The organism is Streptosporangium vulgare, assembly GCF_042428775.1.
GTDB classification, from domain to species: Bacteria; Actinomycetota; Actinomycetes; order Streptosporangiales; family Streptosporangiaceae; genus Streptosporangium; species Streptosporangium vulgare.
Map to the genome: position 1 here is coordinate 45,727 of NZ_JBHMBS010000007.1, position 24,487 is coordinate 70,213.

A 24,487-nucleotide genomic window follows, 5' to 3' on the forward strand; every position below is an offset into this window, starting at 1 on the left:
GTCGAGGAGGGGCGGCCGTCCGAGTCCTGAGCGCCACCGAACGCCCGTCCGGCGGCATCGTCACAGTTGAACGACCGCCGGGCGGGCGTCGACCGGGCCATAGGCCATGATGCGACGCAGGGCGGCCCGGAGCCGGTCGATCGCCTCGTCGTCGACGTCGAGGACCGCTTCGATCTCGGGGTCGTCGAGACCCAGCTCTTCCAAAGCCCGCGGAGCGACAACGACGCGAAGCACCTTGTCGCGAAGGGTGATCTCACTGACGGCCCCGTACGCGGTCGCCTGGCCGGTGATGACCAGACAGTGGCTGTCCATCTCCGACTCCTCGACGTCTTCCTCTTCGTCCTCGAACAGGCCGCACTGGAAGATCAGCTCCGTGCCGTCGCCATCGTCGCTTTCGGCGACACCCGCGGCCAGGTACTCCAGATCGCGGTCTTCCGCCACTCCCGCCACCCGGGCCGTGAACCGAACAGTCATGCCGCGAACTGTAACCGGCCGGGGCGACAATCCCGGCGTATCACTCACTGCTGGGAGGGGTCAGCGGCGGTAGACCTCCTGGCCGTCGATGAAGGTCATCGCGACCTTGGTGCGCCAGATGTCGGCGGCGGGCTCGGTGAAGGGGTCGCGGTCCAGGACGACGAGGTCGGCGCGGTTGCCGGGGACGATGGTGCCCGCGTCGTCGTCGTGGTTGATCCGGGCCGAGCCCGCGGTGTAGGCGGTCAGGGCGGTGGCGAGGGTGAGGCTCTGGCCGGGCAGGAACGGGGTCTGCGCCGTCGGGTAGCCCGCGTGTATCGAGCCGCCGGGTTCGGTGCGGTTGACGGCCACGTGCATGCCCTGGATCGGGTCGGCGTCGGAGACCGGCCAGTCGCTGCCCGCGCAGAACAGGGTGCCGTTGCGCTGCAGGTCGGCGAAGGGGTACTGCCAGGCGGAGCGCTCCTCACCCAGGAAGGGGAGGGTGAGCTCGTCCATCTGGGCGTGGTGGGTGGCCCACAAAGGCTGCAGGTTGGCGGTCACGCCGAGTTTGGCGAAGCGCGGCAGGTCGGAGGGCTCGACGATCTGCAGGTGCGCGATGTGGTGCCGGTTGGCCGGGTCGGTCCCCTCGAAGCTGTCCAGCGCCTCGCGGACGGCCCGCTCGCCGATGGCGTGGAAGTGCACCTGGAAGCCGTGCCGGTCCAGCTCGGCGACGCACTCCCTCAGCAGCGCGGGGTCGACGTACGACAGGCCGGTGCCGCCGCAGCGGCAGTAGGGCTCGATCACCGCGGCGGTGAAGTTCTCGGTGATGCCGTCCTGCATGATCTTCACCGAGCCGGCCCGGAACCGCTCCAGGCCCTCGGCCGAGCGGCGCCGTTCCAGCAGCTCGGGGATCTGCTCGGCGCCGCGCGCCCGGTCCCACCACAGCGCGCCCACGACGCGGGCCCGCAGCGCGCCGGAGGCCGCCGCCGAGACGTACGTGGGCAACTGGTCGTCGTAGCCCGCGTAGGAGCCGACGATGGCGTCCTGCCAGCCGGTGACGCCGAGGGAGAACAGGTGGTTCTGGGCCTCCATCAGCGCGTCGTACAGGTCACTCGCCGTGGGACGGGGGGTGAGCAGGCCGACCAGGTCCATCGCGCCCTCGTGCAGCACGCCGCTCGGCGTGCCGTCGGCGTCGCGCTCGATCCTGCCGTCGGCGGGGTCGGGGGTGTCACGGGTGATCCCGGCCAGCTCCAGGGCCCGGCTGTTCACCCACGCGGCGTGGTGGTCGCGCTGGATCAGGTAGACCGGGCGGTCGACGACGTCGAGCTGGGAGCGGTGCGGCAGGCCGCCGGGGAAGGCCGACATGTCCCAGCCGCCGCCGTCGATCCACTCGTGGCCCGGGTGGGAGGCGGCGTAGGCGGTGATCCGCTCCAGATACCTCGGCAGGCCGTAGATCCCGGACAGGTCGCACCTGGCCCGCTCCAGGCCCGCCTGCACCGGGTGGAGGTGCGCGTCGGTGAACCCGGGGGTGAGCAGCCCGCCGTCCAGGTCGACGGTCTCGTGGCCGGGGGCGGCCAGGCCCGCGACGTCGGACTCCGCGCCCACGGCGGCGATACGGCCGTCCCTGACCAGTACCGCCTCGGCGAAGGCGTCGGCGGCGAGGAAGACCCTGCCGCCTCGGAAGAGCAGGTCGCTCACTGTTGCACCATCCTTCTGTCGGTGGCCCGGATGCCGCTGCCGCCCCGGGGTGCCGCTTGATCACTTACACTGCACGCTCGACCGGCCGAGGTCCAGCGCGAGTTTCTCCCGGGGTCCACCGGGGTCCACCGGCGTCCGGCGTCGGACACGCGGCTGCGGTGCCTCCGGGGTCGTCCGGGCCTGTTTCCCCGGCGCTCAGCGGCCGGTGATGGAGTCGGCGACGCGGGCCAGCACCGAGGTGCGGCCGAGCCCGGCCTTCTCCCTGGCGTCGGCCCGGCGGTAGAGGTCGTACATGGTGTGCACGCCGATCCACCGCAGCGGCTCCACCTCCCAGCCCCGCACCTTGCGGTCCACCCAGGGCAGGGAGGCGAGCTCGGTGTCCTCGCGCAGGATCAGGTCGCGCAGGGTACGGCCGGCGAGGTTGGTCGTGGTCACCCCGTGGCCGGTGTAGCCGCCCGCCCAGCCGATGCCGGTGGTGTGGTCGACGTGCACGGTGGCGCACCAGTCGCGGGGCACGCCGAGCACGCCCGACCAGGCGTGCGCCACGCGGGAGGCCCGCAGCGCGGGGAACATCCCGGTCAGCAGCTCCCAGAGCGCCTCGATCGTCCACTCGTGGGTGTGGCCCCGGTCGTCCACCCGGGAGCCGTACAGGTAGGGCTTGCCGCGCCCGCCGAACGCGATCCGGCCGTCGGCGGTGCGCTGGGCGTACATGTAGTAGTGCGCCATGTCGCCGAGCAGCTCGTGGCCCGCCCAGCCGATCTCGTCCCACAGCGCGCCCAGCGGCTCGGTGACGATCATCGAGCTGTTCATCGGCAGCCACGCCCGGTGGTACTGCTTCAGCTCGGCGGTGAAGCCCTCGGTGGCGCGGATGACGTACTCGGCGCGGACGGTCCCGTACGGCGTGCGGGCCTCGCGCGGGGCGATCTCGGTGACCGGGGTGCGCTCGAAGATCTCCACCCCGAGGTTCCGGACGGTCTCGGCCAGGCCCCTGGCGAGCTTGGCGGGCTGGATCCTGGCGCAGTGCGGGCTCCAGATCGCGCTGACCGCGCCGTCCACCCGCAGGCGCTCCTCCCGCTCGACCGGGTCGAGCAGCCGCACGTCCTCCTCGGTCCAGCCCCAGTGACGCTCGTGGGCGAGCAGCTCGTGCAGCCGCCGGTCCTGGGCGGTGTTGGTGGCGACCGTGGTGACGCCGCCCTTGACGATGTCGGCGTCGATCTTCTCTTCCTCGGCGACGGCGACGACCTCGTCGATCGTGTCGAACATCACCCGCTGCAGCCGCCTGGCCGCGTCCGCGCCGTGCGTCCTGGCGTAGCGCTCGGGGGTGCCGGCCAGCTCGCCGACCAGCCAGCCGCCGTTGCGCCCGGAGGCGCCGTACCCGGCGAACTCCTTCTCCAGCACGACGACCCGCAGGCCGGGGCTCGCCTTCTTGAGGTAGTAGGCGGTCCACAGCCCGGTGTACCCGGCGCCGACGATGGCCACGTCGACATCGAGGTCTCCGGCGAGGGGGGCGCCGGGGGAGGGGATGCCGAGGGAGCGGTACCAGAAGGAGACGTCTCCGTTGACGAAGTCCCCAGCCAGGGGAACGCGCGTGTTCATGGCCTCATATCCTGCTATATCCGTCTAACTTGATGTGCCTGTCAACGGAAACCGTTGCAGAAACGCCGTACTGCCGAGTAATGAGTGATCTTCCCAGACGTAACGATGGGCTCACTCATGTGTAGCAGTCCCGTAACAGTGTCAGGAAAGGCTATCCCGCAACAGAGGGAGCATTCTGATGGGGTTTCTGAGGATTCGTACGACCGTTGACGAGCGGCCGGGCCGGCTCGCCTCGCTGGCCGCCGCACTCGCCGCCAAGGGCGGCAACATCCTGGGTCTGAGCGTGCAGACCGACGTGGACGGCACGGTCGACGAGTTCGTCACGGACATCCCCGCCGGTGCCGAGGCGGTGCGCGAGGCGCTGGAGGCCGCGGGGGGTCGCAAGGTCCAGGTCGTCACCGCCACCGCCCACGAGCTGACCGACGAGCCCACCCGCGTCCTGCTGCTCGCCTCCCGGCTGCGTATGACGCCCTGGCGCCTGCCGGAGCTGCTGGGAGAGCTGCTGCGCGCCGACGACTCCCGCTGGGTCTACGGTGCGGAGATGAGCGACCTTCCGGACCCGACCCTGCTGACCGTGCCCGTGGCCGCGCGTCGCGCGATCAGGGTCCGCCGGGCCGAGCTGCCGTTCACCCTCACCGAGGCCGCCCGCGCGGCCTCCTTCGTCCGCCTGGCGCAGCCCCCCGTCGAGCAGTCCGGGGCCGACCGCGAGATCACCCTCTCCGACGGCGTCGAGGTCGAGGTCCGCCCGCTCACCCGGCTCTACCGCGAGGCCGTACGCGACCTGCACGACCGCTGCTCGCCGGAGGCCCGCAGGTTCCGCTACTTCACCTCGATGCCGGTGCTGCCGCCGAAGGTCTTCGACCGGCTCTGCGACCGCACCCACGGCCAGTCGATCGTCGCCGGGCACGACGGCCAGGTCGTCGGTCTCGCCAACCTGATGTTCACCCCGGATCCCGGCATCGCCGAGATGGCGTTCCTGGTCGAGGACCGCTGGCAGGGCAGGGGGCTGGGCACCGCCCTGGCCGGGATGCTCGTCCGCCAGGCCCGCGACCTGGGCTTCGCCGAGGTCAGGGCGACCCTGCTGTCCGACAACGTCCGCATGCGCAGGCTCCTGATCTCGCTCGGCGCGACCCTGAGCTACACCGAGGACCCCGGCGTGGTCGAGGCCAGGCTGGCCGTGGGCGTGATGGCGACGGCATCCCCGAGCTGACCCCATCGCGTGGCCTCCCCGTTTCGGGATCGCTCAGGGGTCCCGAAGCGGGGAGGCCGCATCTCTCCCGCGTCCCCGCCTCAGGAGGCCTGCCCCTCCTGGGGCGGGGACGTGTCGTCGTTTTTCCGGGGGGCGGCGCCGTCGTCGCCGTCCTGGCCGTCTCGGGCGACGGTGGTGTCGTCGCCGTCCTGGCTGTTCCGGGGGGCGGCGGTGTGGTCGCGTGAGGCGTCGGCGGCGTCGCGGGAGGTCTCGATGGCGTCCAGCCTGCGCTCGATCCGGTCCAGGCTCTCTTGGATGCGCTCCAGCCTGGCGGAGAAGGCCGCTCCCATGACGTGGAAGCCCTCCTCCGCCGCCACCGCGCGCTCGGGGCCGCGCCGCCCGAGCAGCGCGATCACCTGGGCGCGTACGGCCTCGAGGCGCGCTCCCCGCCTCGTCAGCACCTGGGCGGCCACGCCCTCGCCCTCGCGGAGCAGCCCGAGCAGGATGTGCTCGGTGCCGATGTAGGTGTGGTGCAGGCCGAGCGCCTCGCGCAGGGACAGTTCGAGCACCTTCTTGGCGCGCTGGGTGAACGGGATGTGGCCGCCGGGGCTCTCGTCGCCCCTGCCGATGATCTCCTCCACGTCGTTCCTGACGCGCTCGCCGCTGATGTCGAAGGCACGCAGGGCGCGGCCGGCGACGCCGTCCTCCTCGAGGATCAGCCCGAGGAGGATGTGCTCGGTGCCGATGTGATCGTGGCTGAGCCGCCTTGCCTCCTCCTGTGCCAGGACCACGACACGGCGGGCACGGTCGGTGAAGCGCTCGAACACGGGAAGCCTCCGTGAGGGGTGTCGAGGTGCCTGCCCCCACTATGCGTCAGGCGGCCGGTGAGCGGGAGGAGATCTCCCCGGGCAATTCCCACCCCCTTGCCGATGAAAGCTTACATTTTTGAGTTAGATTCGCGATAAATGCCTTTCGTGTTCCGGGGTGGCGTGCGTAGGGTCCCGGCATGACGACCGACGCCTTCATCGACGCCCTGCCCAAGGTCGAGCTCCACGTCCACCTGATCGGCTCCGCCTCGGTCCCCACCGTGCTGGAGCTCGCCCGCCGCCACCCCGACGGGGGCGTGCCCACGGACGAGGAGGAGCTGCGCGCCTTCTACCGGTTCACCGACTTCCCGCACTTCGCCCGGATCTACCAGGCGGTCAACGCCCTGGTCCGCGAGCCGGAGGACGTGGCGACCCTGGTGCTCGGCCTGGCGGCCGACCTAGCCGGGCAGAACGGCCGCTACGTCGAGCTGACCGTCACGCCGTACGCCCACCACGTCGTCGGCATGCCGATGCGCGAGGTCACCGAGGCGCTCGACCTGGCCTCCCGGCGCTCCCGTGAGGAGCACGGGGTGCGGATGGCGTACGTGTTCGACATCCCCGGCGAGTACGGGGTCGAGGCGGCCCGGGTCACCCTGGACCACGCGCTGCGGGAACCTCCCCAGGCGTTGGTAGGTTTCGGGCTGGCCGGAATCGAGCAGGAACGCCCAAGGTATCGCAACGTCTTCGCCGACGCCTTCCGCGCCGCCACCGCCGCCGGGCTGCGCAGCCTGCCGCACGCGGGGGAGATGACCGGCCCCGAGACCATCTGGGAGGCCCTCGACCTCCTGGGCGCCGAGCGGATCGGCCACGGCACCTCCTGCATGGACGACCCCCGTCTCGTCGCCCACCTGCGTGAGACCCAGATCCCGTTGGAGGTCTGCCCGACCTCCAACGTCTGCACCGGTCAGGTCGCCCGCGTCGAGGAGCACCCCCTGCCCCGCATGATCGAGGAGGGCCTGTTCGTCACCCTCAACAGCGACGACCCGCCCATGTTCGCCACCACCCTGAGCCGCGAGTATCACGTCGCCGCCGACCGGCTGGGCCTGGACCGTGAGACCCTCACCACCCTGGCCCGCAACGCCGTCGAGGCCTCGTCCATGGACCCGGCGGACAAGAAGGAGATCCGAGACGAGATCGACACCGTCGCCGCCCGGCACTCAGAGGCGACGCTCTGACAATCCACGGACGGCGATGGCGAGGGGCGGGCTCAGGGGGAGGAGATCCGGCTCAGGGACGAAGGGATCTTGGAGGCCGCCGCCCTGTCCAGCAGGAAGAGGGTGCGCTGACGGCCCCGGGCCCCGGCGGCGGGGACCTGCATCGTCCCCGAGTCAGACAACGCCAGCCGTACCGCTCCCGCCTTCTCCTCGCCGGCGGCGATCACCCACACCTCGCGGGAGCCCTGGACGACCGGAAGCGTGAGCGAGATACGGGTGGGCGGGGGCTTGGGCGAGCCGTGCACGGCCACCACCGGACGGGTGTCGTACAGGGCGGGCAGGCCGGGGAAGAGCGAGGCGATGTGGCCGTCGGGGCCCATGCCGAGCATCATGAGGTCGAACGACGGGGCCGGGCCGTGGTCCTCGGGGCGGGCGGCGCGGCGCAGCTCCTCGGCGTACGCCTCGGCCGACTCCTCGGCGGTCATGCCGGAGTCGGGGCCGCGCATCACGTGGACCCGCTCGGGGTCGAGGTCGAGGTGGTCGAGCAGGGCCTTGCGGGCGCCGGTCTCGTTGCGCTCGGCGTCACCGCTCGGCAGGAAACGCTCGTCGCCCCACCAGATGTCCACCTTGCGCCAGTCGACGGCGTCCCTGGCGGGGGAGGCGGCGATCTCGGCGAGGGTGGCGATGCCGACGGTCCCGCCGGTCAGGACCAGGTGGGCCGAGCCCTTGGCCGACTGGGCGTCGACGGCTCGGACGATCACCCGGGCGGCGACGGCCTTGGCGAGCACGTCGGCGTCGCGGTGGGTGATCACGGTGGGAACGCTCACGGGACTTCTCTTTCCGAAGGAGGTGCCCCGCGGCCGTGGCCGCGGGGCACGCGCGGCTCAGGACTTCTTGGTCTGGGCGAGTCGCTGGATCGCGGCCGCGTAGATCTCGTCGGGGTCCAGCCGCCGCAGCTCCTCGGCGAGCAGCTCCGACGTCGGGCGCCGGGTCAGGGCGACCCTGCGGTCCGGCTGGCCTGGACGCGACAGCGTGGCCATGCGGCCGTCGCTCCGGACGATGGTGATGTCACCCTCGGCCGAGACCAGCTTGACCGCGGTCAGGCCGGGCCCGGGGGAGTCGGCGACCTTCACGGAGGCGCCGAGGCGGTCACCGAGCCAGGCCGCCAGCAGCAGGGCGCTGGCATGGCCGGACACGGCCTCCACGGTGCCCCGCTTGACCTTGCCCACCGGCTGGTCGAACGCGGCGGCCAGCAGGCTCCGCCACGTCGTCAGCCGGGTCCAGGCCAGGTCGGTGTCGCCGGGCACGTAACCGCGGGCCCGGCCGGTGACCGCCTTGACCGAGTCGGACGCCGACCGCGCGTCGATGATGCGGCGCTGGGCCAGCATGCCGATCGGGTCCTTGGACGGGACCTCGGGACAGTCGCTGGGCCACCAGGCCACCACCGGGGTGTCGGTGAGCAGCAGCGGGCTGACCACCGAGTCGGCGTGCCTGGTCAGCTCCCCGTACAGGCGCAGCAGGATCACCTCGCCCGGGGTCGACTCGCCGAACCGGATCTCGGCGTCGAGCCGGTTCGGCTCCTCCGAGTCGCGGGGGATGACGACGAGGATCCGGGAGGGGTGCTCCCTGGCCGCCTCGGTCGCCGCCCGGACCGCGTCGTACTGGTCGCTCTCGCCGCAGACCACCACCAGGGTCAGCACCATGCCGACCGCCGGGGTGCCCATCTGGTGGCGCAGGTGGGTGAGCTGCGAGGAGATCTTCGAGGCGTTCGTGCCGCTGAGCATGAAACTGGTCATCTACAGCCGCCTCCACGCGCGCCCGTCGCGGGCCATCATCTCGTCGGCCGAGGCCGGTCCCCACGTGCCCGCGGGATACTCCTCCGGCGGGCCCTGGGTGCTCCAGAACTCCTCGATCGGGTCGAGGATCATCCATGACAGCTCGACCTCGCGCTGGTGCGGGAAGAGCGGCGGGTCGCCGATCAGCACGTCCAGCAGCAGCCGCTCGTAGGCCTCGGGAGAGGACTCCATGAACGACTCGCCGTAGGCGAAGTCCATCGAGACGTCCCGCACCTCCATCGCGGTGCCGGGCACCTTGGAGCCGAACCGCACCGTGATGCCCTCGTCCGGCTGAACCCGGATGACCAGGGCGTTCTGCCCCAGGATCTCGGTGTCGTCCTTGCTGAACGGCAGGTGCGGCGCCCGCTGGAACACCACGGCCACCTCGGTGACCCGGCGGCCGAGCCGCTTGCCGGTGCGCAGGTAGAACGGCACCCCGGCCCAGCGCCGGTTGGCGATCTCCACCTTGATGGCGGCGTACGTCTCGGTGATCGAGTCGGGCGGGATGCCCTCCTCCTGGGTGTAGCCGATGACCGGCTCGCCGCCCTGCCAGCCGGACCCGTAGCGGCCCCGCGCGGTGGCCAGCGACAGGTCCGACGGCAGCCGCAGCGCCTTGAGGACCTTCTCCTTCTCCCTGCGCAGCGAGTCGGCCCCGAACGACGTCGGATCCTCCATGCCGACGAGGGCGAGCAACTGCAGCAGGTGGTTCTGGATCACGTCGCGGGCCGCGCCGATGCCGTCGTAGTAACCCGCCCGGCCGCCGATGCCGATGTCCTCGGCCATCGTGATCTGCACGTGGTCGACGTAACTGCGGTTCCAGATCGGCTCGAACAGGTTGTTGGCGAAGCGCAGCGCCAGGATGTTCTGGACCGTCTCCTTGCCCAGGTAGTGGTCGATGCGGAACACCGAGCTCTCCGGGAAGACCGCGCTGGTGATCGCGTTGAGCTCCTGGGCGCTCCGCAGGTCGTGCCCGAAGGGCTTCTCGATCACCACCCGGCGCCAGGACCCGGGAGGACCGTCGGCCAGGCCGGTCCGCTTCAGCTGCTGGACCACGACCGGGAAGAACTTCGGCGGCACCGACAGGTAGAAGCCGTAGTTGCCGCCGGTGCCCCGGGTCTGGTCGATCTCCTTGAGCATCATCGCCAGCGCGTCGAACGCGCCGTCGTCGGTGAACTCGCCCCGGCAGAAGAAGATGCCCTCAGACAGCTGCTTCCAGACCTCCTCGCGGAACGGCGTCCGCGCGTGCTCCTTGACGGCGTCGTGGGCCAGCTGCGCGAAGTCCTGGTCCCTCCAGTCGCGGCGGGCGAAACCGACCAGGGAGAAGCCCGGGGGCAGCAGCCCGCGGTTCGCCAGGTCGTAGATCGCCGGCAGCAGCTTCTTGCGCGCCAGGTCGCCGGTGACGCCGAACAGCACCAGCACGCACGGCCCCGCCACGCGCGGCAGGCGCTTGTCGCGCGGGTCGCGCAGCGGGTTGGCGTCGATCAGCGCCTCGGTGATGCCGACGGTCGCGGCGGCGGTGGCCGTGGTGGCCGTGGGCCTGACGACCGTGGGCGTCGCCTTCCCGGGCGCGCCCGCCGCCGAGGGGGCCGTAGCCCCCTCGGCGGCGGGCGCCGAGACGCTCTCCTCGGCCGGCGCGGTCTTCCCCGCGCCCGCCGCGCTCGTCGGTGAGCTCTCCTTGCTCATATGAACCTCCAGCGGCCCATCAGACCTCCCGTGCGGCGGCGAGCAGGCGCGCGACCCCCGCCGCGCGGTCGGTCAGGTGCAGCCGTACGGTGGGACGCCCGCGGCTGGCCAGCGCGCCCTGGTCGCCCAGAGCCTGGGCGAGCTGGAGACGGCCCAGGGTGTAGGGCTTGCCGGGGACCTCGACGTCGTTCTCGACGGCGCCGGTGATCTGCAGGAAGACCCCGTTCTGCGGGCCGCCCTTGTGGTACTGGCCGGTGGAGTGCAGGAAGCGGGGGCCCCAGCCGAAGGTGACCGGGCGCTCGGTGCGGATCGCGAGCATCCCGCGCAGCGTGGCCGGGTCGGCCCCGCTCCACACGTCCGTCATCTCCTCGAACGAGGCGCCCTCGGGGTAAGGCGCGTCGAAGGCCGCCTCACGGTCGAGATAGGCCATCACCGCGAGGTAACCGCGCTCGGGGATCGACTCCAGCAGCCGGGTGAGCACGTCCGACAGGTCCTTGACGTCCTCGGAGCCGGGGAACTCGCCGTACACCTCCACCGGGCCGTCGACCAGGAGCGGCGTGCCGACCGGCAGCTCGGCCTGGTCGAGCAGCTTGGCGGTGTTCTCCTTGGACTCGGCCACGTTCGGCTGGTTGAACGGGTCGATGCCGAGGACGCGGCCGGCGACGGCCGTGGCGTACTCCCAGACGAGGAACTGCGCGCCCAGCGGGCCGACGACGGTGACGGTGGCGTCGGTGTCGATCCCGGCGAGCAGCTCGTCGTCGGCGTCACCGGGGTCGGCGCCCACGACGGGCAGGATGCCCTTGCCGGACTTGCCGGTGGACTCGGCGACCAGCTGCTCGATCCAGTCGGGCAGGCCGTTGATCTCCGACAGGCTGTCCTCGATCACGAGCTTGTCGCGCCCGGACGCCGCGGCGGCGCCCAGGGCGGCGCCGAGGTCGAGACCGGGGTTGCCCTCGGTCCGCGACAGCAGCGGCAGCACCTCGGCCGCGTCGTCGAGCAGCCGCTCGACGTCGGCGCCCGCCAGCGCGCTGGGCACCAGGCCGAACGCCGTCAGGGCGCTGTAGCGGCCGCCCACGTTCGGGTCGGCCAGGATCACCTGGTAGCCCGCCTCGCGGGCGCTCAGCTCCAGGGGCGAGCCGGGGTCGGTGACGACGACGATCCTGCTCGCCGGGTCGATCCCGGCGTCGCGGAAGGCCTTCTCGTAGATCCGCCGGTGGCTGTCGGTCTCGACCGTGCCGCCGCTCTTGCTGGCGACGACCAGGATCGTGCTCTCCAGCCGGTCCTCCAGCGCGCGGCGCACCTGGCCGGGGTCGGTGGTGTCGAGCACGGTCAGGGGCACGTCGGCGGAGGCGGTGATCACCTCGGGGGCGAGGGAGGAGCCGCCCATGCCCGCCAGGACCACGTGGTCCAGGCCCTCGGCGCGGGCCCGCTCCACCAGCGCGCCGATCTCGGGGAGCAGCTGCCTGCTCGTCAGCGGGAGGTTGAGCCAGCCGAGCCGGACGGCCGCCTCGGCCTGGGCCTCCGTGCCCCACAGCGTGGCGTCGCCGGAGGCCAGGGCCTGGGGGACCCCCTCCGAGGCGAGCTGCCCGGCGGTCTCCCCGGCCTGCTCGGTGAGGTCGTCGTCGCCGAACGTTACGGACACTGACATGTGTTCCTCACGCCTTCTTCAGCTCGGAGGAGACGGTCTCCAGCAGCTCTTTCCAGGAGGCCTCGAACTTGTCCAGGCCGTCCCTTTCGAGGAAGCTCACGACGTCGTCGTAGTCGATGTCGGCCTCCTTGAGCGCGGCCATGGTGTTCCAGGCCTCCTCGTAGGAGGAGCGGACCGTGTCACCGGTGATGTTCCCGTGGTCGGCCGTGGCCTGCAGGGTCTTCTCCGGCATCGTGTTGACCGTGCCGGAGGTGACCAGCTGGTCGACGTAGAGGGTGTCGGGGTAGTCGGGGTTCTTCGTGCCGGTGGAGGCCCACAGCGGGCGCTGCGGCCGGGCGCCGGCCGCGGCCAGCGCCTGCCAGCGCGAGGACTCGACGACCTCCTCGAAGGCGGCGAAGGCGAGGCGGGCGTTGGCGACCGCGGCCTTGCCCCTCAGCGCGAGGGCCTCGGGGGTGCCGATCTTGTCGAGGCGCTTGTCGATCTCGCCGTCCACGCGGCTGACGAAGAACGAGGCGACCGACTCGATGTTCGCCAGGTCCAGGCCGTTGGCCTTGGCCTTCTCCAGGCCGGTCAGCCAGGCGTCCATCACGGCGCGGTAGCGCTCCAGGGAGAAGATCAGCGTGACGTTGACGCTGATGCCCTCGGAGATCGCCTGGGTGATCGCGGGCAGGCCCTCGACGGTGGCGGGGATCTTGATGAACAGGTTGGGCCGGTCGACCAGCCACCACAGCGCGCGCGCCTCGGCGATGGTCTTGTCGGTGTCCTTGGACAGGCGGGGGTCGACCTCGATCGACACGCGGCCGTCCACCTGGCCGGTGGCGTCGTAGACCGGTCGCAGCACGTCGGCGGCCCAGCGGATGTCGTACGTGGTGATGGCCCGCACGGCCTCCTCGACGTCGACGCCGCGGATCTTCAGGTCGTGCAGCTGGCCCTCGTAGGCGTCGCCCTTGCTCAGCGCCGACGCGAAGATCGTCGGGTTGGAGGTGACGCCGACCACGTGGTTGTCGATCAGGGACTGCAGGTTGCCCGTGCGCAGGCGCTCGCGGCTGATGTCGTCCAGCCAGATGGAGACGCCCTGCTCGGAGAGCTTCTTCAGGATCTCACTCATGATCAGTTTCCCGTCGTCTCGCCCTTGTCGGCTCCGGTCTTGGCGAGGCTCGCCTTGGCGGCGGCGGCCACGCGCTCGGCGGTGAGGCCGAACTGCTCGTAGAGGGTCTTGTAGGGGGCCGAGGCACCGAAGTGCTCCAGGCCGACCACCACGCCCTCGTCTCCCACGAACTCCCGCCAGCCCAGCGAGATTCCCGCCTCCACCGCCACGCGGGCGCGCACCGAGGAGGGCACGACCGTCTGCCGGTAGGCGGCGTCCTGGGCCTGGAACCACTCCACGCACGGCATCGACACGACCCGGGTGGAGATGCCCTGCGCCTCCAGGAGGTCGCGGGCCCCGAGAGCGATCTCGACCTCGGATCCGGTACCGATCAGGATCACCGAGGGCTGGCCGTCGGAGGCGTCCCGCAGGACGTAGCCGCCGCGGGCGACCTTCTCCGCGTCGCCGGTGCCCTCGAAGACCGGCAGGTTCTGGCGGGTCAGCGCCAGCGCGGCCGGGCGGTCGTTGTGCTCCAGCACGACCTGCCAGGCGGCGGCCGTCTCGTTGGCGTCGGCCGGGCGGACCACGTCGAGACCGGGGATCGCGCGCAGCGACCACAGGTGCTCGATGGGCTGGTGCGTCGGGCCGTCCTCGCCCAGGCCGATGGAGTCGTGCGTCCACACGTAGGTGACCGGCAGCTTCATCAGCGCCGCGAGCCGCACGGCCGGGCGCATGTAGTCGCTGAACACCAGGAAGGTGCCACCGTAGGGGCGGGTGCCGCCGTGCAGCGCGATGCCGTTGAGGATCGCCCCCATGCCGTGCTCGCGGATGCCGAAGTGCAGCGTGCGGCCGTAGGGGCCGCCGGGGAACGCCTTGGTCTGGAACTCCTCGGGGATGAAGGACGGCTCGCCCTTCATCGTGGTGTTGTTGGACTCGGCCAGGTCGGCCGAGCCGCCCCACAGCTCGGGCAGCACCGGCGCGAGGGCGCTGAGCACGTCGCCGGAGGCCTTGCGGGTGGCGACGGAGGAGCCGATCTCGAAGGACGGCAGCGCCTCGGTCCAGTTCGCCGGGAGCTTTCGCGCGGAGATGCGGTCGAACTCGGCGGCGCGCTCGGGGTTGGCCTCGCGCCAGCTCTCGTAGAGCTTGTCCCACTCGGCGCGCACGGCCCGGCCGCGCTTGACGACCTCACGGGAGTGCTCCAGGACCTCGGCGGGGACGTCGAAGCTCTTCTGCGGGTCGAAGCCCATGACCTTCTTGGTCGCGGCGACCTCGTCGGCGCCCAGCGCCGAACCGTGGATCTTGCCGGTGTTCTTCTTGTTGGGGGCGGGCCAGCCGATGATCGTGCGCAGCCGGATGAACGAGGGCCTGCCGGTCTCGGCGCGGGCGGCCTCCAGGGCCTGGTGCAGCGCCTCGACGTCCTCGACGTAGTCGCCCGTCCGCGTCCAGTCGACGGTCTGGGTGTGCCAGCCGTACGCCTCGTAGCGCGCGACGACGTCCTCGCTCAGCGCGATCTGGGTGTCGTCCTCGATCGAGATGTGGTTGCTGTCGAAGACGACGGTCAGGTTGCCCAGCCTCTGGTGGGCCGCGAGGGCGCTCACCTCGTGGCTGATGCCCTCCTCGATGTCGCCCTCGGAGGCGACGCACCAGATGTTGTGGTCGAACGGGCTCGCGCCCGGCGCGGCGTCCGGGTCGAACAGGCCGCGCTCGCGGCGGGCGGCCATCGCCATGCCGACCGCGTTGCCGATCCCCTGGCCGAGCGGGCCGGTGGTGGTCTCGACGCCCACGGTGTGGCCGTGCTCGGGGTGGGCCGGGGTCAGGCTGTCCCACTGGCGCAGCCCCTTGAGGTCCTCCAGGCTGAGGCCGTACCCCGACAGGAAGAGCTGGATGTAGAGGGTCAGGCTGCTGTGACCCGCGGAAAGGACGAACCGGTCACGGCCGGCCCAGGAGGGATCTGACGGGTCATGCCGCATCACCTGCTGGAACAGCAGGTACGCGGCCGGCGCCAGGCTCATCGCGGTGCCGGGGTGGCCCGATCCCGCCTTCTCTACCGCGTCCATGGCCAGGGCCCGTACGACGTCGACCGCGCGGCGGTCCAGGTCGGTCCATTCGAGGGCTGGCACGATTTCACTGCTCAAGTGCTCGATCTCCGGATCTAATCGTGTGATGGTGGCGCCGGTCTGGCTGTTTCCCGCCCACACCGACCCTAACGGTTTCGACCTGGCTACCGTGGCGTAGGTCGGCCCGGGGCGGGTCCGCGGGATCCGCAGGCGGCGCGCGCCTCCCGGATGGGAGTTCCCTGCGCCGCTTCCGTACCCCGTGCCGGGACCGGCCCCCCCTGCAACTACAGTGAGTCCTCAAGGCTGGCTGGTGCCCGCATTCACGGATCCGCTCTAATCAGAGGTTACGCGTTGACCCCGCACGTGCTGGAAGCGCCTTAGATGGTGCTCACCGACAAGCAATCGACGGCCCTGACCGAGGGGGGCCCGGTCCCCGAGGCCGCGCCGCGCTCCTTCGGCGACGTCGTGAAGGCGTACGTCGCCCTCACGAAGCCGCGGATCATCGAGCTGCTGCTGATCACGACGCTGCCGGTGATGTTCCTGGCGGCCAAGGGCCTGCCGCCGCTGTGGATCGCCGTCAACACGCTGGTGTTCGGTACCCTGTCGGCCGGCAGCGCGAACGCGCTGAACTGCTACATCGACCGTGACATCGACGCGGCCATGCGCCGCACCCGCCGCCGCCCGCTCGCCCGCGACCTGGTGCCGCCGACGAACGCGCTGATCTTCGGGATCATCCTCGGCGTGCTTTCCACCCTTGGACTCGGTTTCACGGTGAATTGGCTCGCCGCGGGCCTGTCGCTGGGCGCGAACCTGTTCTACGTGCTCGTCTACTCGATGATCCTCAAGCGCCGGACCTCGCAGAACGTGGTGTGGGGCGGCATCGCCGGCTGCATGCCGGTGCTGATCGGCTGGGCGGGCGTCACCGGCAGCCTCGCCTGGGCCCCCGTGGTGCTCTTCGGCGTGGTGTTCTTCTGGACGCCCCCGCACACCTGGACCCTCGCGATGCGCTACAAGGAGGACTACGCGGCGGCGAAGGTCCCGATGCTCCCGGTGGTCGCCACCGAGCGCCGCGTGGTGCTGGAGAGCATCGTCTACACCTGGGCCACGGTGCTCTGCTCGCTGCTGCTGTGGCCGATCGCCGGGACCACGCTCCTGTACCCCGTCGTGGCCGCCGTCCTGGGCGCCGCCTGCCTGTGGGAGGTCCACCGCCTCCTCGGCCGGGTCAACGCGGGCAAGACCGGGGTCGACCTGCGGCCGATGCGCTTCTTCCACTGGTCGAACGCCTATCTGGCGCTGCTGTTCCTCGCCGTCGCGATCGACTCGATGTTCGTCTGATGTACGCCTGACGCCCATCCGAAACCCGTATGAGTCATCTCACACGTACGTTCTCCCGCGGTGCGCCCGTTTCCGCGCGCCCGGCCCGGGGGAGACGTCTCCCGGGGGAAGATGTTTTCTTGACCGGCCCGGGGCGGGCCTGGTCGTGGGGAGGGTGATTCGTGGTCTTCGGGAAACCCTGGGAGCCGGATTCCGGTTCCGGCCGCGGGGGCGGCTCATCGCTCGGCACGGCCCCGGGACACGCGCTCGGCACGGTCCCGGGACGCGCGGCGGCCGGACGCGCGGGCCGGATCCGCCGGGTGGTCCGCCTGGCCCGCCCGGTTCCTGGCGGGGCGCGGTCGGACGGCGGCGCGGGGTCCGTCAACCTTCGGGCGGTAATCTCCTGGTTCGAGCCGTGGGGCGGGTACCAGCGGTTACGGTGGCCACATGGCCGGCCGTGACCCCCGCTGGGTGCTCAGGGACCGTCCGTCGGTCACGCTGATCGCCGGGCTCGTCCTGGCGGGGCTGTGCGCCCTGGTGTCGTTCTCCTTCGACGTGCTGAACGGCGATCCTGTCTACTTCTTCATCGCCCTGGGCCTCGCGCTCGCGCCGGTCCCGGTGCTGCTCGCCGCGGTGCTGGCGCTCGACCGCATCGAGCCGGAGCCGCGCGGCAACCTGCTCTTCGCGTTCGCCTGGGGCGCGGGCGTGGCGGTCCTGGTCGCCGGGGTCGTCAACTCCTTCAACCTGGTCTACATCGAGAACACCGTCCAGCTGGGCTACGACTACGCGCGCAACCTCACCGCCACGTTCGGCGCCCCGGTGGTCGAGGAGACGATGAAGGGCCTGGTCCTGCTGGGCCTGCTCAGGTTCAAGCGCGCCGAGCTGGACGGGCCCACCGACGGCATCATCTACGCCAGCATGGTCGGCCTCGGCTTCGCCATGAGCGAGAACGTGAGCTACTACGTGGCCGCGCTCGACGAGATGGGGGCGCGGGGCCTGGCGGTGACCGTCGTGCTGCGCGGGATCCTCTCGCCGTTCGCGCACCCGCTGTTCACCTCCATGATCGGTGTCGCGGTGGCCTACGCGGCGCAGCGCCGTGGGCCGGGGCGGATCTTCGTCATCGCCGCGGGGTGGGTCGGCGCGATGCTGCTGCACGGCATCTGGAACGGCTTCGCCACCTACGTCGGCATCGGCGGCCTCGCCGTCGCCTACCTGCTGCTGATGACCGTGCTGTTCGTGCTGATCTGGATCATCTTCCGCGACCGCAAGCGCATCATCGCGCTCATCCAGACCTACCTGCCCGCCTACTGGGCGACGGGGCTGGTGTCCTCGGGCGACGTCGCGATGCTCTCCTCCCTGCCCGGCCGCCGCCAGGCCCGGCAGTGGGCGAGGAACCACGGGGGCAGGACGGCCCTGCGGGCGATGAGCGACTACCAGCTCGCGGCCACCGAGCTCGGCCTGCTCCACGAGCGGGCCAGGGGCCACGTGATCGACGAGCGCACGTTCAACGAGGAGCAGCGGGCGCTGCTGGAGTGCATGGCCGGTGCCCGCGCCCGCTTCCCCGCGCCGTCCGTGGCGGGAAACGCCCCCACGGGCCATGCTCCCGGCGCTCCCGGCGCTCCCGGCGCTCCCGGCGGCCCCTACCCGCAGGGTGGCCCCGGCCATCCGCCGCAGGGCGGGTCGTTCCGCCGGTGAGACGGCCCCGCCGTCGGCCGTGGCCGGCCGCGAGACGCGCCGGGGTCACCCCCGCCTGAGCGCGGTCTCCAGGGTGGTCTCGCGGGGTCCGGGGAAGACGGGCGAGGAGCCGAGGAGCACGGAGTCGACGAGCCCCTTCGCCGAGGCGAGGAACTCACGGGCGGCGAGGCCGTAGGTGGACACCCACCGCTTGGAGGAGTCGTCGCCCACGCCGAAGGTGTCGAGGCCCGCCTCGCGGCACAGGGTGACCGCCCTGGGCAGGTGGAACACCTGGGTGACCACGGTGACCTTGGTGGCGCCGAACACGTTACGGGCCCGCACGCACGAGTCCCAGGTGTCGAAGCCCGCGTAGTCCAGGACCAGCGCCCCGGCCGGCACGCCGCGCGCCAGCAGGTAGTCGCGCATCACGGTCGGCTCGTCGTACTCCCTGCGGCTGTTGTCGCCGGAGAGCAGGAGCGCCTCGACCCGGCCCGCCCGGTAGAGCTGCGCGGAGATGTCCAGCCGCCTGGCCAGCATGGGGGAGGGGACGCCCCCGACGACGCCCGCCCCCAGCACCAGCGCCACCGGGGCCTCGGGAACCCCGGCCACCCAGCCGGGGGAGGAGTCGGCGACCGCGCGGTGGCCGGAGCTGGACAGCCAGGCCCAGGTGATCGGGGCGAGGGCCAGGACGCTCAGCAGCACGACACCCTGGTAGCAGCGCCGCGTGATCGTGCGTGACAACGACATCCGATCATTGTCCCGGCGCACCGGGACCGCGTCGAGCGCGGACGGCGTGCGAACGGGCTTCCGGAGGCGGGGCGGGCGGCGTCCGGACCCGGGATGGACGGCGTGAAACGGCTTCCGGACGCGGGCGGCGTCCAGGTGGGGATGATCTAGACGCGGACGGCGTCGCGTTCGCCGGTGACCGTCTCCGGGACCTCCCGTGGCCCGTGCGGGCCGGTCGCGAACAGCACCCGCAGCGCGCAGAGCCAGACCAGGGTCGCGCCGAGCACGTGCAGGTTGACCAGGGCCGCGGGGACGCCCAGGAAGTACTGGACGTATCCGACGACCCCCTGCGCCGCCTCCACGGCCAGCAACGTCCACGCGGCCCGCCGGGCGTGTCCGGGCGCGTCGGTGATGTGCAGCGCGAACGCCAGCGCGAAGGTGAGGCCGACGACCACGTAGGCGACGTCGGCGTGGATCCTCGCCACGGTCTCGATGTCGAAGCCGAAGCGGGTGGCCATCTCGTCCCCGGAGTGCGGCCCGGTGCCGGTCACCACCACGCCCACGACGAGCAGGACGAACACGGCGGCGACGAGCGCGAAGGCGAGCGTGCGGACGTGGCGGTGACCCGGACGGACCGGGTGGACCGGCTGCCGTGGCACGCCCTCGCCCTCCCCCCGGGCGGCGCGGGCGTACAGGGCGTACGCCGCGGCGATCATGCCGACGGAGACCAGGAAGTGCACGCTCACGGTCACCGGGTTGAGCGCGCTGCGCACGACCAGGCCGCCCCAGAGTCCCTGGAAGGCCACGCCGATCGGCTGCAGCCAGGCCAGTTTGACCAGGTCGGGGCGGCGGGACGAGAGCCGCAGGGCGGCGACCAGGCAGGCCACGCCGACGGCCAGCACAAGGAAGGTGAGCATCCGGTTGCCGAACTCGATCGCCATGTTCAGCGGCGAGATCTCGGCGTGGGCCACCGGGGTGAAGCTCTCCGGCGTGCACCGGGGCCAGGTGGGGCAGCCCAGGCCCGAGCCGCTGACCCGTACCGCGGCGCCCGTGACCGTGATCCCGATGTTGACGACGACCGCCGCCAGCGCCCAGCGGCGCAGCGTGAGGAGGGTCGGCGGCCCCACGATCCGCGCCGACTTCACGGCATGCCGGCGGGTCCGGTCAAGGAGGTGGTTCACGGCTCACATGCTAGGCGGCGAGGTGCGCGGTCCCGCCTCGGACCCCGGGTACCGGCCCGCCGGTGCGGGCCGCCCTCCGGGGGACGGCGTGCCGTACGGGCCGGTGGGTAGGGGTGCGCGTGAGCCGACGGCACGTGTGAGATGTCCGTTTTGGTGCATTGATCCGCTCGAAGGTATGTGACATAGTACTGGCGAGCCTGAGGCGCGGGAGCGAGGTGGAACATGCCGGACGTCGTGGTCGTCGGCGCCGGGGTCGTCGGTGCCGCCTGCGCCTACTACGCCGCCCGCGCGGGGCTGGACGTGGTGGTCGTCGACCGGGGCGCGGTGGCGGGCGGTACGACGGGCGCGGGTGAGGGCAACATCCTGGTCTCCGACAAGGAGCCGGGCCCCGAACTCGACCTGGCGCTGCTCTCCAACCGGCTCTGGCGAGACCTGGCCGGGACAGGCGGTGCCGGTGGTGCCGGCGGGTTCGAGTTCGAGGCCAAGGGCGGCCTGGTGGTCGCCGAGACGGACGAGGTCCTGGCGGCGCTCACCGGCCTGGCGGCCAAGCAGGGCGTCGAGCATGTCGCCGTCGCCCCGGGGGAGCTCGGCGACTACGAGCCCCACCTGGCGAAAGGGCTCGCCGGAGGCGTGTTCTACCCGCAGGACGCCCAGGTCCAGCCCATGCTGGCGGCGGCCGGGCTCATCCGCGGGGGCGCCGAGCGGTTCGGCCACGGTGCCCTGATGCTGCGGACCGGCGTCACGGTGACCGGCTTCGTGCGTGACGGCGCCCGGGTCACCGGCGTCACCACCGACCACGGCGACATCCTCGCCGGAGCCGTCGTCAACGCCGCGGGCACCTGGGGCGGCGAGATCGCCGCGCTGGCCGGAGTGCGCGTCCCGATCCTGCCCAGGCGCGGCTTCATCCTGGTCACCGAGCCCCTCGCCGGGCCGCTCATCAGGCACAAGGTATACACCGCCGCCTACGTCACCGCGGTGGCCAGCGACTCGGAGGGACTGGAGACGTCCGCCGTCGTGGAGAGCACCCCGGCGGGGCCGGTGCTCATCGGCGCCAGCCGCGAGCGGGTCGGCTTCGACCGCACGGTCTCCGTCCCGGTGCTCGAACGTCTCGCCCGCCAGGCGGTGGAGCTGTTCCCCGCCCTGGCGGCGTACCGGGCGATCCGCGCCTACTGCGGTTTCCGTCCCTACTGCCCGGACCACCTCCCGGTGATCGGGGAGGACCCCCGGGCGCCCGGGCTCTACCACGCCTGCGGCCACGAGGGGGCGGGCATCGGCCTCGCCCCGGCCACCGGCCACCTGATCGCCCAGCTCCTGGCGGGTCTCCGTCCCGGCCTGGACCTCACCCCCTTCCGCCCGGACCGCTTCGCGGAGGAGGCGTCGTGACCTCCTCACGCGGCCGCGGTCGTGGTCTTTCCCGCGGAGGTGCCCGATTTTCCCGCGGAGGTGCCCGATGCGAGACCCGATGAGAGATCCGGCGAGAGATCCGTACCGCCTGGTGAGGGCGCGGCCCGAGCCGGGGTTCGAGATCAGCGTGGACGGCACGCCCGTCCCGGTGGTCCCCGGCCAGACCGTCGGCGCCGCCATGCACGGCGCGGGCGTCCGTTCCTGGCGCACCACCAGGTTCGGCGGGCGCCCTCGCGGGCTGTTCTGCGGCATCGGGGTCTGTTTCGACTGCCTGGTCACGGTGAACGGGACCCCGTCCCTGCGCGCCTGCCTGACCGAGGCCCTCCCGGGAGACCTGGTGACCACCGGTGACACTTCCGGCGACGAGGGGGACGAGGGGGAGAGGTGAGCGGCCGATGACGCGGATCCACGACCTCGCCGTCGTCGGCGCGGGCCCCGCGGGGGTCGCGGGCGCGCTCACCGCGGCCCTGTCCGGGCTGGACGTCGTGCTGATCGACGGGGCCGCCAGGCCGGGCGGCCAGTACTTCCGGCACCCCGCCGAGGGTTTCCGCGCCGCGCGGCCCGGCGCGCTCCACCACGGGCTGGACAGGTTCACCCGCCAGTGGGAGACGCTCCGCGAGCGCGCCGAGGTGCTCCTGCGCCACCGGGTCTGGGCGGTCGGGCGCGCGGACGGGGTGATCACCGTACGGTGCCTGGAGGGAGATCGCCTGGAGCGGCCCCGCACGGTGGCCGCGCGCGGGCTGCTGATCGCCACCGGCGCGCACGACCGGCCGCTGCCGTTCCCCGGCTGGGACCTGCCGGGGGTGCTCACCGCGGGCGGCGCGCAGGCGCTGCTCAAGGGCGACCTCGTCCTCGCGGGGAGCAGGATCGTGGTGGCCGGTACCGGCCCGTTCCTGCTCCCCGTCGCCGCGGGCCTGGCGGACGCGGGGGCCCGGGTGCTCGGGGTGCACGAGGCCGGTGGCGGGTTCGGGCTCGCCAGGCACCCGCTGCTCGCCATGGGACGGGCCGGGGAGGCCCTCGGGTACGGAGCGCGCCTGGCCCGCCACCGGATCCCGTACCGCCGCCGCGAGGCGGTGATCGCCGCGCACGGCGACACCGCGCTGACCCACGTCACCGTGGCGAGCCTGGACCGCGACTGGCGGCCGGTCTCGACGAGGACCGTCGAGTGCGACACCCTCGCCTTCGGCTACGGCTTCGTCCCCCAGCTCGACCTGCCGGTCCAGCTGGACTGTGACACCGGCCGCGACCCCGACGGCAGCCCGGTCGTCGCGGTGGACGCGGGCATGCGCACCAGCGTGCCCGGCGTCTACGCGGCGGGGGAGTCCACCGGCGTCGGCGGGGCGGCGCTCGCCGAGGTGGAGGGGCGCGTCGCGGGCCGGTCCGCCGCCGCCGACCTGGGCCGCCCCGTGCCGCCCGACCCGGCCCTGTCCCGCCGCAGGGACAGGCTCGCGGCCTTCGCCCGCGCCCTGCAGGAGGCCTACCCTGTACGGCCCGGCTGGCGGGAGTGGCTGCGCGACGACACGCTCGTCTGCCGCTGCGAGGAGGTGCCCCTGTCGGCCGTACGGGAGGCCCAGGCCATGGGGGCCGTCGACGCGCGTTCCGTCAAGCTGCTGGCCCGCCCGGGGATGGGGTGGTGCCAGGGCAGGATGTGCGGCTACGCGGTCGCGTGCCTCGCCGATGAGGACCCCGCGCCGCCCCGGCGCCCGATCGCCCAGCCCGTCAGGCTCGGGGACCTCGCCGCGGGAGCACGGTCCTCCACGGAACGGCCGGAGGCCCTCCCGGACCCGCTTCCGGACCCGGGCCCGGCCCCGGTTTCGGACTCGGACCGGGGCCCGGCCCCGGATCCGGAAGCGGATCGGCCGGGGACTTCGCGCCGGGACCGTGCGGGAGCTTCCCCGGACTCGAACCCGGACCCGGACTCGAACCCGGACCCGGACTTGAACCCGGGCCCGGACTTGGACCCGGCCCCATACCGGCTGGAAACCCCCTCGGAAGGATGAGAACCATGACGACCCCCGCGAAGCCCTGGCACGGTGTGACCGTGGCCACCGCGCTGCCCCTGGGCGCGGACCTCTCCGTCGACCTGGACGGCTACGCCGAGCACTGCCGGTGGCTGGTCGCCTCCGGGTGCGACGGCGTCGTGCCGAACGGGTCGCTGGGCGAGTACCAGACGCTGACCCCCGAGGAGCGGGCCTCGGTCGTGGAGACCGCGGTCGCGGCCGTCGGCGGTGACCGCGTCATGCCGGGGGTCGCCGCCTACGGCGCCCTGGAGGCCCGGCGCTGGGCCGAGCAGGCCGCCGAGGCCGGGTGCCGCGTGGTGATGCTGCTCCCGCCGAACGCCTACCGCGCCGACGACAGGACCGTGGTGGAGCACTACCGGGAGGTGGCCAGGGCCGGTCTGCCGGTGGTGGCCTACAACAACCCCTTCGACACCCGGGTGGACCTCACCCCCCGGCTGCTGGCCACCCTCCACGCCGAGGGGCTGATCGTCGGGGTCAAGGAGTTCAGCGGGGACGTCCGCCGCGTCTACGAGATCGCCGAGCTCGCCCCCGGGCTGGACGTGCTGGCCGGGGCCGACGACGTGCTGCTGGAGCTGGTCACCGCCGGGGCGGTCGGCTGGGTGGCCGGATTCCCCAACGCGCTGCCCGAGTCGACCGTGGCCCTGTACCGCGCGGCCGCCGCGGGGGACACGGCCACCGCGCTGCCGCTCTACCGCGCGCTGCACCCGCTGCTTCGCTGGGACTCCAGGCCGGTGTTCGTCCAGGCCATCAAGCTCTCCATGGACCTGGCCGGGCGAAACGGCGGCCCGTGCCGCCCGCCCAGACTCGGTCTCGGCCCCGAGCAGGAGGCCGCCGTACGTGCCGCGACGGAGAAGGCCCTGGCCGAGGGCCTGCGGTAGACCCACCCCGTACCTGTGAGGAGAGT

Annotated in this window: 19 protein-coding genes and 1 pseudogene; 8 read left to right on the forward strand and 12 right to left on the reverse strand. The window is 72.4% G+C overall.

The genetic code is table 11. The annotated features are described in order from the left end of the window. Nucleotides 1-60: 60 nt before the first annotated feature. The 3 genes from ACFFRH_RS16570 to ACFFRH_RS16580 all read right to left on the reverse strand — a co-directional run bounded on the left by ACFFRH_RS16570 (nt 61) and on the right by ACFFRH_RS16580 (nt 3,744). Nucleotides 61-474 carry an Imm10 family immunity protein gene (locus ACFFRH_RS16570; RefSeq protein ID WP_344749558.1) on the reverse strand — a complete coding sequence of 138 codons (414 nt, stop codon included), beginning with the start codon at nt 472-474 and terminating at the stop codon, nt 61-63. 60 nt (nt 475-534) lie between these two features. Next, a complete protein-coding gene (locus ACFFRH_RS16575; RefSeq protein WP_386157421.1) occupies nt 535-2,148 on the reverse strand; it encodes an amidohydrolase in 1,614 nt (537 codons plus the stop codon). A gap of 195 nt (nt 2,149-2,343) precedes the next feature. Beyond that, nucleotides 2,344-3,744, reverse strand: coding sequence for an NAD(P)/FAD-dependent oxidoreductase (locus tag ACFFRH_RS16580; RefSeq protein ID WP_344749556.1), 1,401 nt, complete (start codon nt 3,742-3,744; stop codon nt 2,344-2,346). A gap of 178 nt (nt 3,745-3,922) precedes the next feature. Here ACFFRH_RS16580 and ACFFRH_RS16585 point away from each other — a divergent pair, with 178 nt between their 5' ends. Beyond that, on the forward strand, nt 3,923-4,954 hold the full coding sequence (locus tag ACFFRH_RS16585) for a GNAT family N-acetyltransferase (protein WP_344749555.1): 1,032 nt from the start codon (nt 3,923-3,925) through the stop codon (nt 4,952-4,954). Between the two features lie 362 nt (nt 4,955-5,316). Here ACFFRH_RS16585 and ACFFRH_RS16590 read toward each other — a convergent pair. Then, a pseudogene (locus ACFFRH_RS16590) lies at nt 5,317-5,760 on the reverse strand (Clp protease N-terminal domain-containing protein); the annotation flags it as partial. A 179-nt stretch (nt 5,761-5,939) separates the two neighbouring features. On the opposite strand from ACFFRH_RS16590, the gene add reads away from it, so the two are divergent. After that, the gene (add, locus tag ACFFRH_RS16595; RefSeq protein WP_344749554.1) at nt 5,940-6,974 is read left to right on the forward strand and encodes an adenosine deaminase; all 1,035 of its coding nucleotides are present in this window, start codon (nt 5,940-5,942) and stop codon (nt 6,972-6,974) included. A 32-nt stretch (nt 6,975-7,006) separates the two neighbouring features. On the opposite strand, the gene pgl is transcribed toward add, so the two are convergent. The 6 genes from pgl to tkt are packed head-to-tail and all read right to left on the reverse strand — an operon-like array spanning nt 7,007 to nt 15,326. Next, nucleotides 7,007-7,780 (reverse strand): 6-phosphogluconolactonase, encoded by a 774-nt coding sequence (gene pgl / locus ACFFRH_RS16600; RefSeq protein WP_344749553.1) that lies wholly within the window; start codon nt 7,778-7,780, stop codon nt 7,007-7,009. Between the two features lie 57 nt (nt 7,781-7,837). Then, nucleotides 7,838-8,749, reverse strand: coding sequence for a glucose-6-phosphate dehydrogenase assembly protein OpcA (locus ACFFRH_RS16605; protein WP_344749552.1), 912 nt, complete (start codon nt 8,747-8,749; stop codon nt 7,838-7,840). Then, on the reverse strand, nt 8,750-10,471 hold the full coding sequence (gene zwf / locus ACFFRH_RS16610) for a glucose-6-phosphate dehydrogenase (RefSeq protein ID WP_386157426.1): 1,722 nt from the start codon (nt 10,469-10,471) through the stop codon (nt 8,750-8,752). Between the two features lie 19 nt (nt 10,472-10,490). Then, the gene (locus ACFFRH_RS16615) at nt 10,491-12,119 is read right to left on the reverse strand and encodes a phosphoglucose isomerase-related protein (RefSeq protein WP_344749550.1); all 1,629 of its coding nucleotides are present in this window, start codon (nt 12,117-12,119) and stop codon (nt 10,491-10,493) included. Nucleotides 12,120-12,126: 7 nt separating this feature from the next. Beyond that, nucleotides 12,127-13,227: a transaldolase gene (gene tal / locus ACFFRH_RS16620; RefSeq protein WP_344749549.1), complete on the reverse strand. Its 1,101-nt coding sequence runs from the start codon at nt 13,225-13,227 to the stop codon at nt 12,127-12,129. A gap of 2 nt (nt 13,228-13,229) precedes the next feature. Next, complete coding sequence (tkt, locus tag ACFFRH_RS16625; protein ID WP_344749547.1) at nt 13,230-15,326, reverse strand: transketolase; 2,097 nt, start codon at nt 15,324-15,326, stop codon at nt 13,230-13,232. Between the two features lie 318 nt (nt 15,327-15,644). Between tkt and ACFFRH_RS16630 the strand changes: the two genes are divergently transcribed. Beyond that, nucleotides 15,645-16,598: a heme o synthase gene (locus ACFFRH_RS16630; RefSeq protein WP_344749545.1), complete on the forward strand. Its 954-nt coding sequence runs from the start codon at nt 15,645-15,647 to the stop codon at nt 16,596-16,598. A gap of 426 nt (nt 16,599-17,024) precedes the next feature. Further along, on the forward strand, nt 17,025-18,272 hold the full coding sequence (locus ACFFRH_RS16635; RefSeq protein ID WP_386157429.1) for a PrsW family intramembrane metalloprotease: 1,248 nt from the start codon (nt 17,025-17,027) through the stop codon (nt 18,270-18,272). Nucleotides 18,273-18,317: 45 nt separating this feature from the next. Here ACFFRH_RS16635 and ACFFRH_RS16640 read toward each other — a convergent pair whose 3' ends face one another. Together ACFFRH_RS16640 and ACFFRH_RS16645 are read right to left on the reverse strand one after the other, a co-directional pair. Continuing rightward, on the reverse strand, nt 18,318-18,998 hold the full coding sequence (locus tag ACFFRH_RS16640) for a SanA/YdcF family protein (protein WP_386157432.1): 681 nt from the start codon (nt 18,996-18,998) through the stop codon (nt 18,318-18,320). Between the two features lie 146 nt (nt 18,999-19,144). Beyond that, nucleotides 19,145-20,158, reverse strand: a complete 1,014-nt coding sequence (locus ACFFRH_RS16645) for a COX15/CtaA family protein (protein WP_386157434.1) — start codon at nt 20,156-20,158, stop codon at nt 19,145-19,147. A 222-nt stretch (nt 20,159-20,380) separates the two neighbouring features. Here ACFFRH_RS16645 and ACFFRH_RS16650 point away from each other — a divergent pair, with 222 nt between their 5' ends. The 4 genes from ACFFRH_RS16650 (at nt 20,381) to ACFFRH_RS16665 (ending at nt 24,461) form a co-directional block, all read left to right on the forward strand. Beyond that, nucleotides 20,381-21,541: an NAD(P)/FAD-dependent oxidoreductase gene (locus ACFFRH_RS16650; RefSeq protein WP_386157437.1), complete on the forward strand. Its 1,161-nt coding sequence runs from the start codon at nt 20,381-20,383 to the stop codon at nt 21,539-21,541. 67 nt (nt 21,542-21,608) lie between these two features. Beyond that, nucleotides 21,609-21,950, forward strand: coding sequence for a (2Fe-2S)-binding protein (locus ACFFRH_RS16655; RefSeq protein WP_386157440.1), 342 nt, complete (start codon nt 21,609-21,611; stop codon nt 21,948-21,950). A gap of 7 nt (nt 21,951-21,957) precedes the next feature. Beyond that, complete coding sequence (locus tag ACFFRH_RS16660) at nt 21,958-23,562, forward strand: FAD-dependent oxidoreductase (RefSeq protein WP_386157443.1); 1,605 nt, start codon at nt 21,958-21,960, stop codon at nt 23,560-23,562. Nucleotides 23,563-23,567: 5 nt separating this feature from the next. Then, the gene (locus ACFFRH_RS16665) at nt 23,568-24,461 is read left to right on the forward strand and encodes a dihydrodipicolinate synthase family protein (RefSeq protein ID WP_386157446.1); all 894 of its coding nucleotides are present in this window, start codon (nt 23,568-23,570) and stop codon (nt 24,459-24,461) included. Nucleotides 24,462-24,487: the final 26 nt, after the last annotated feature.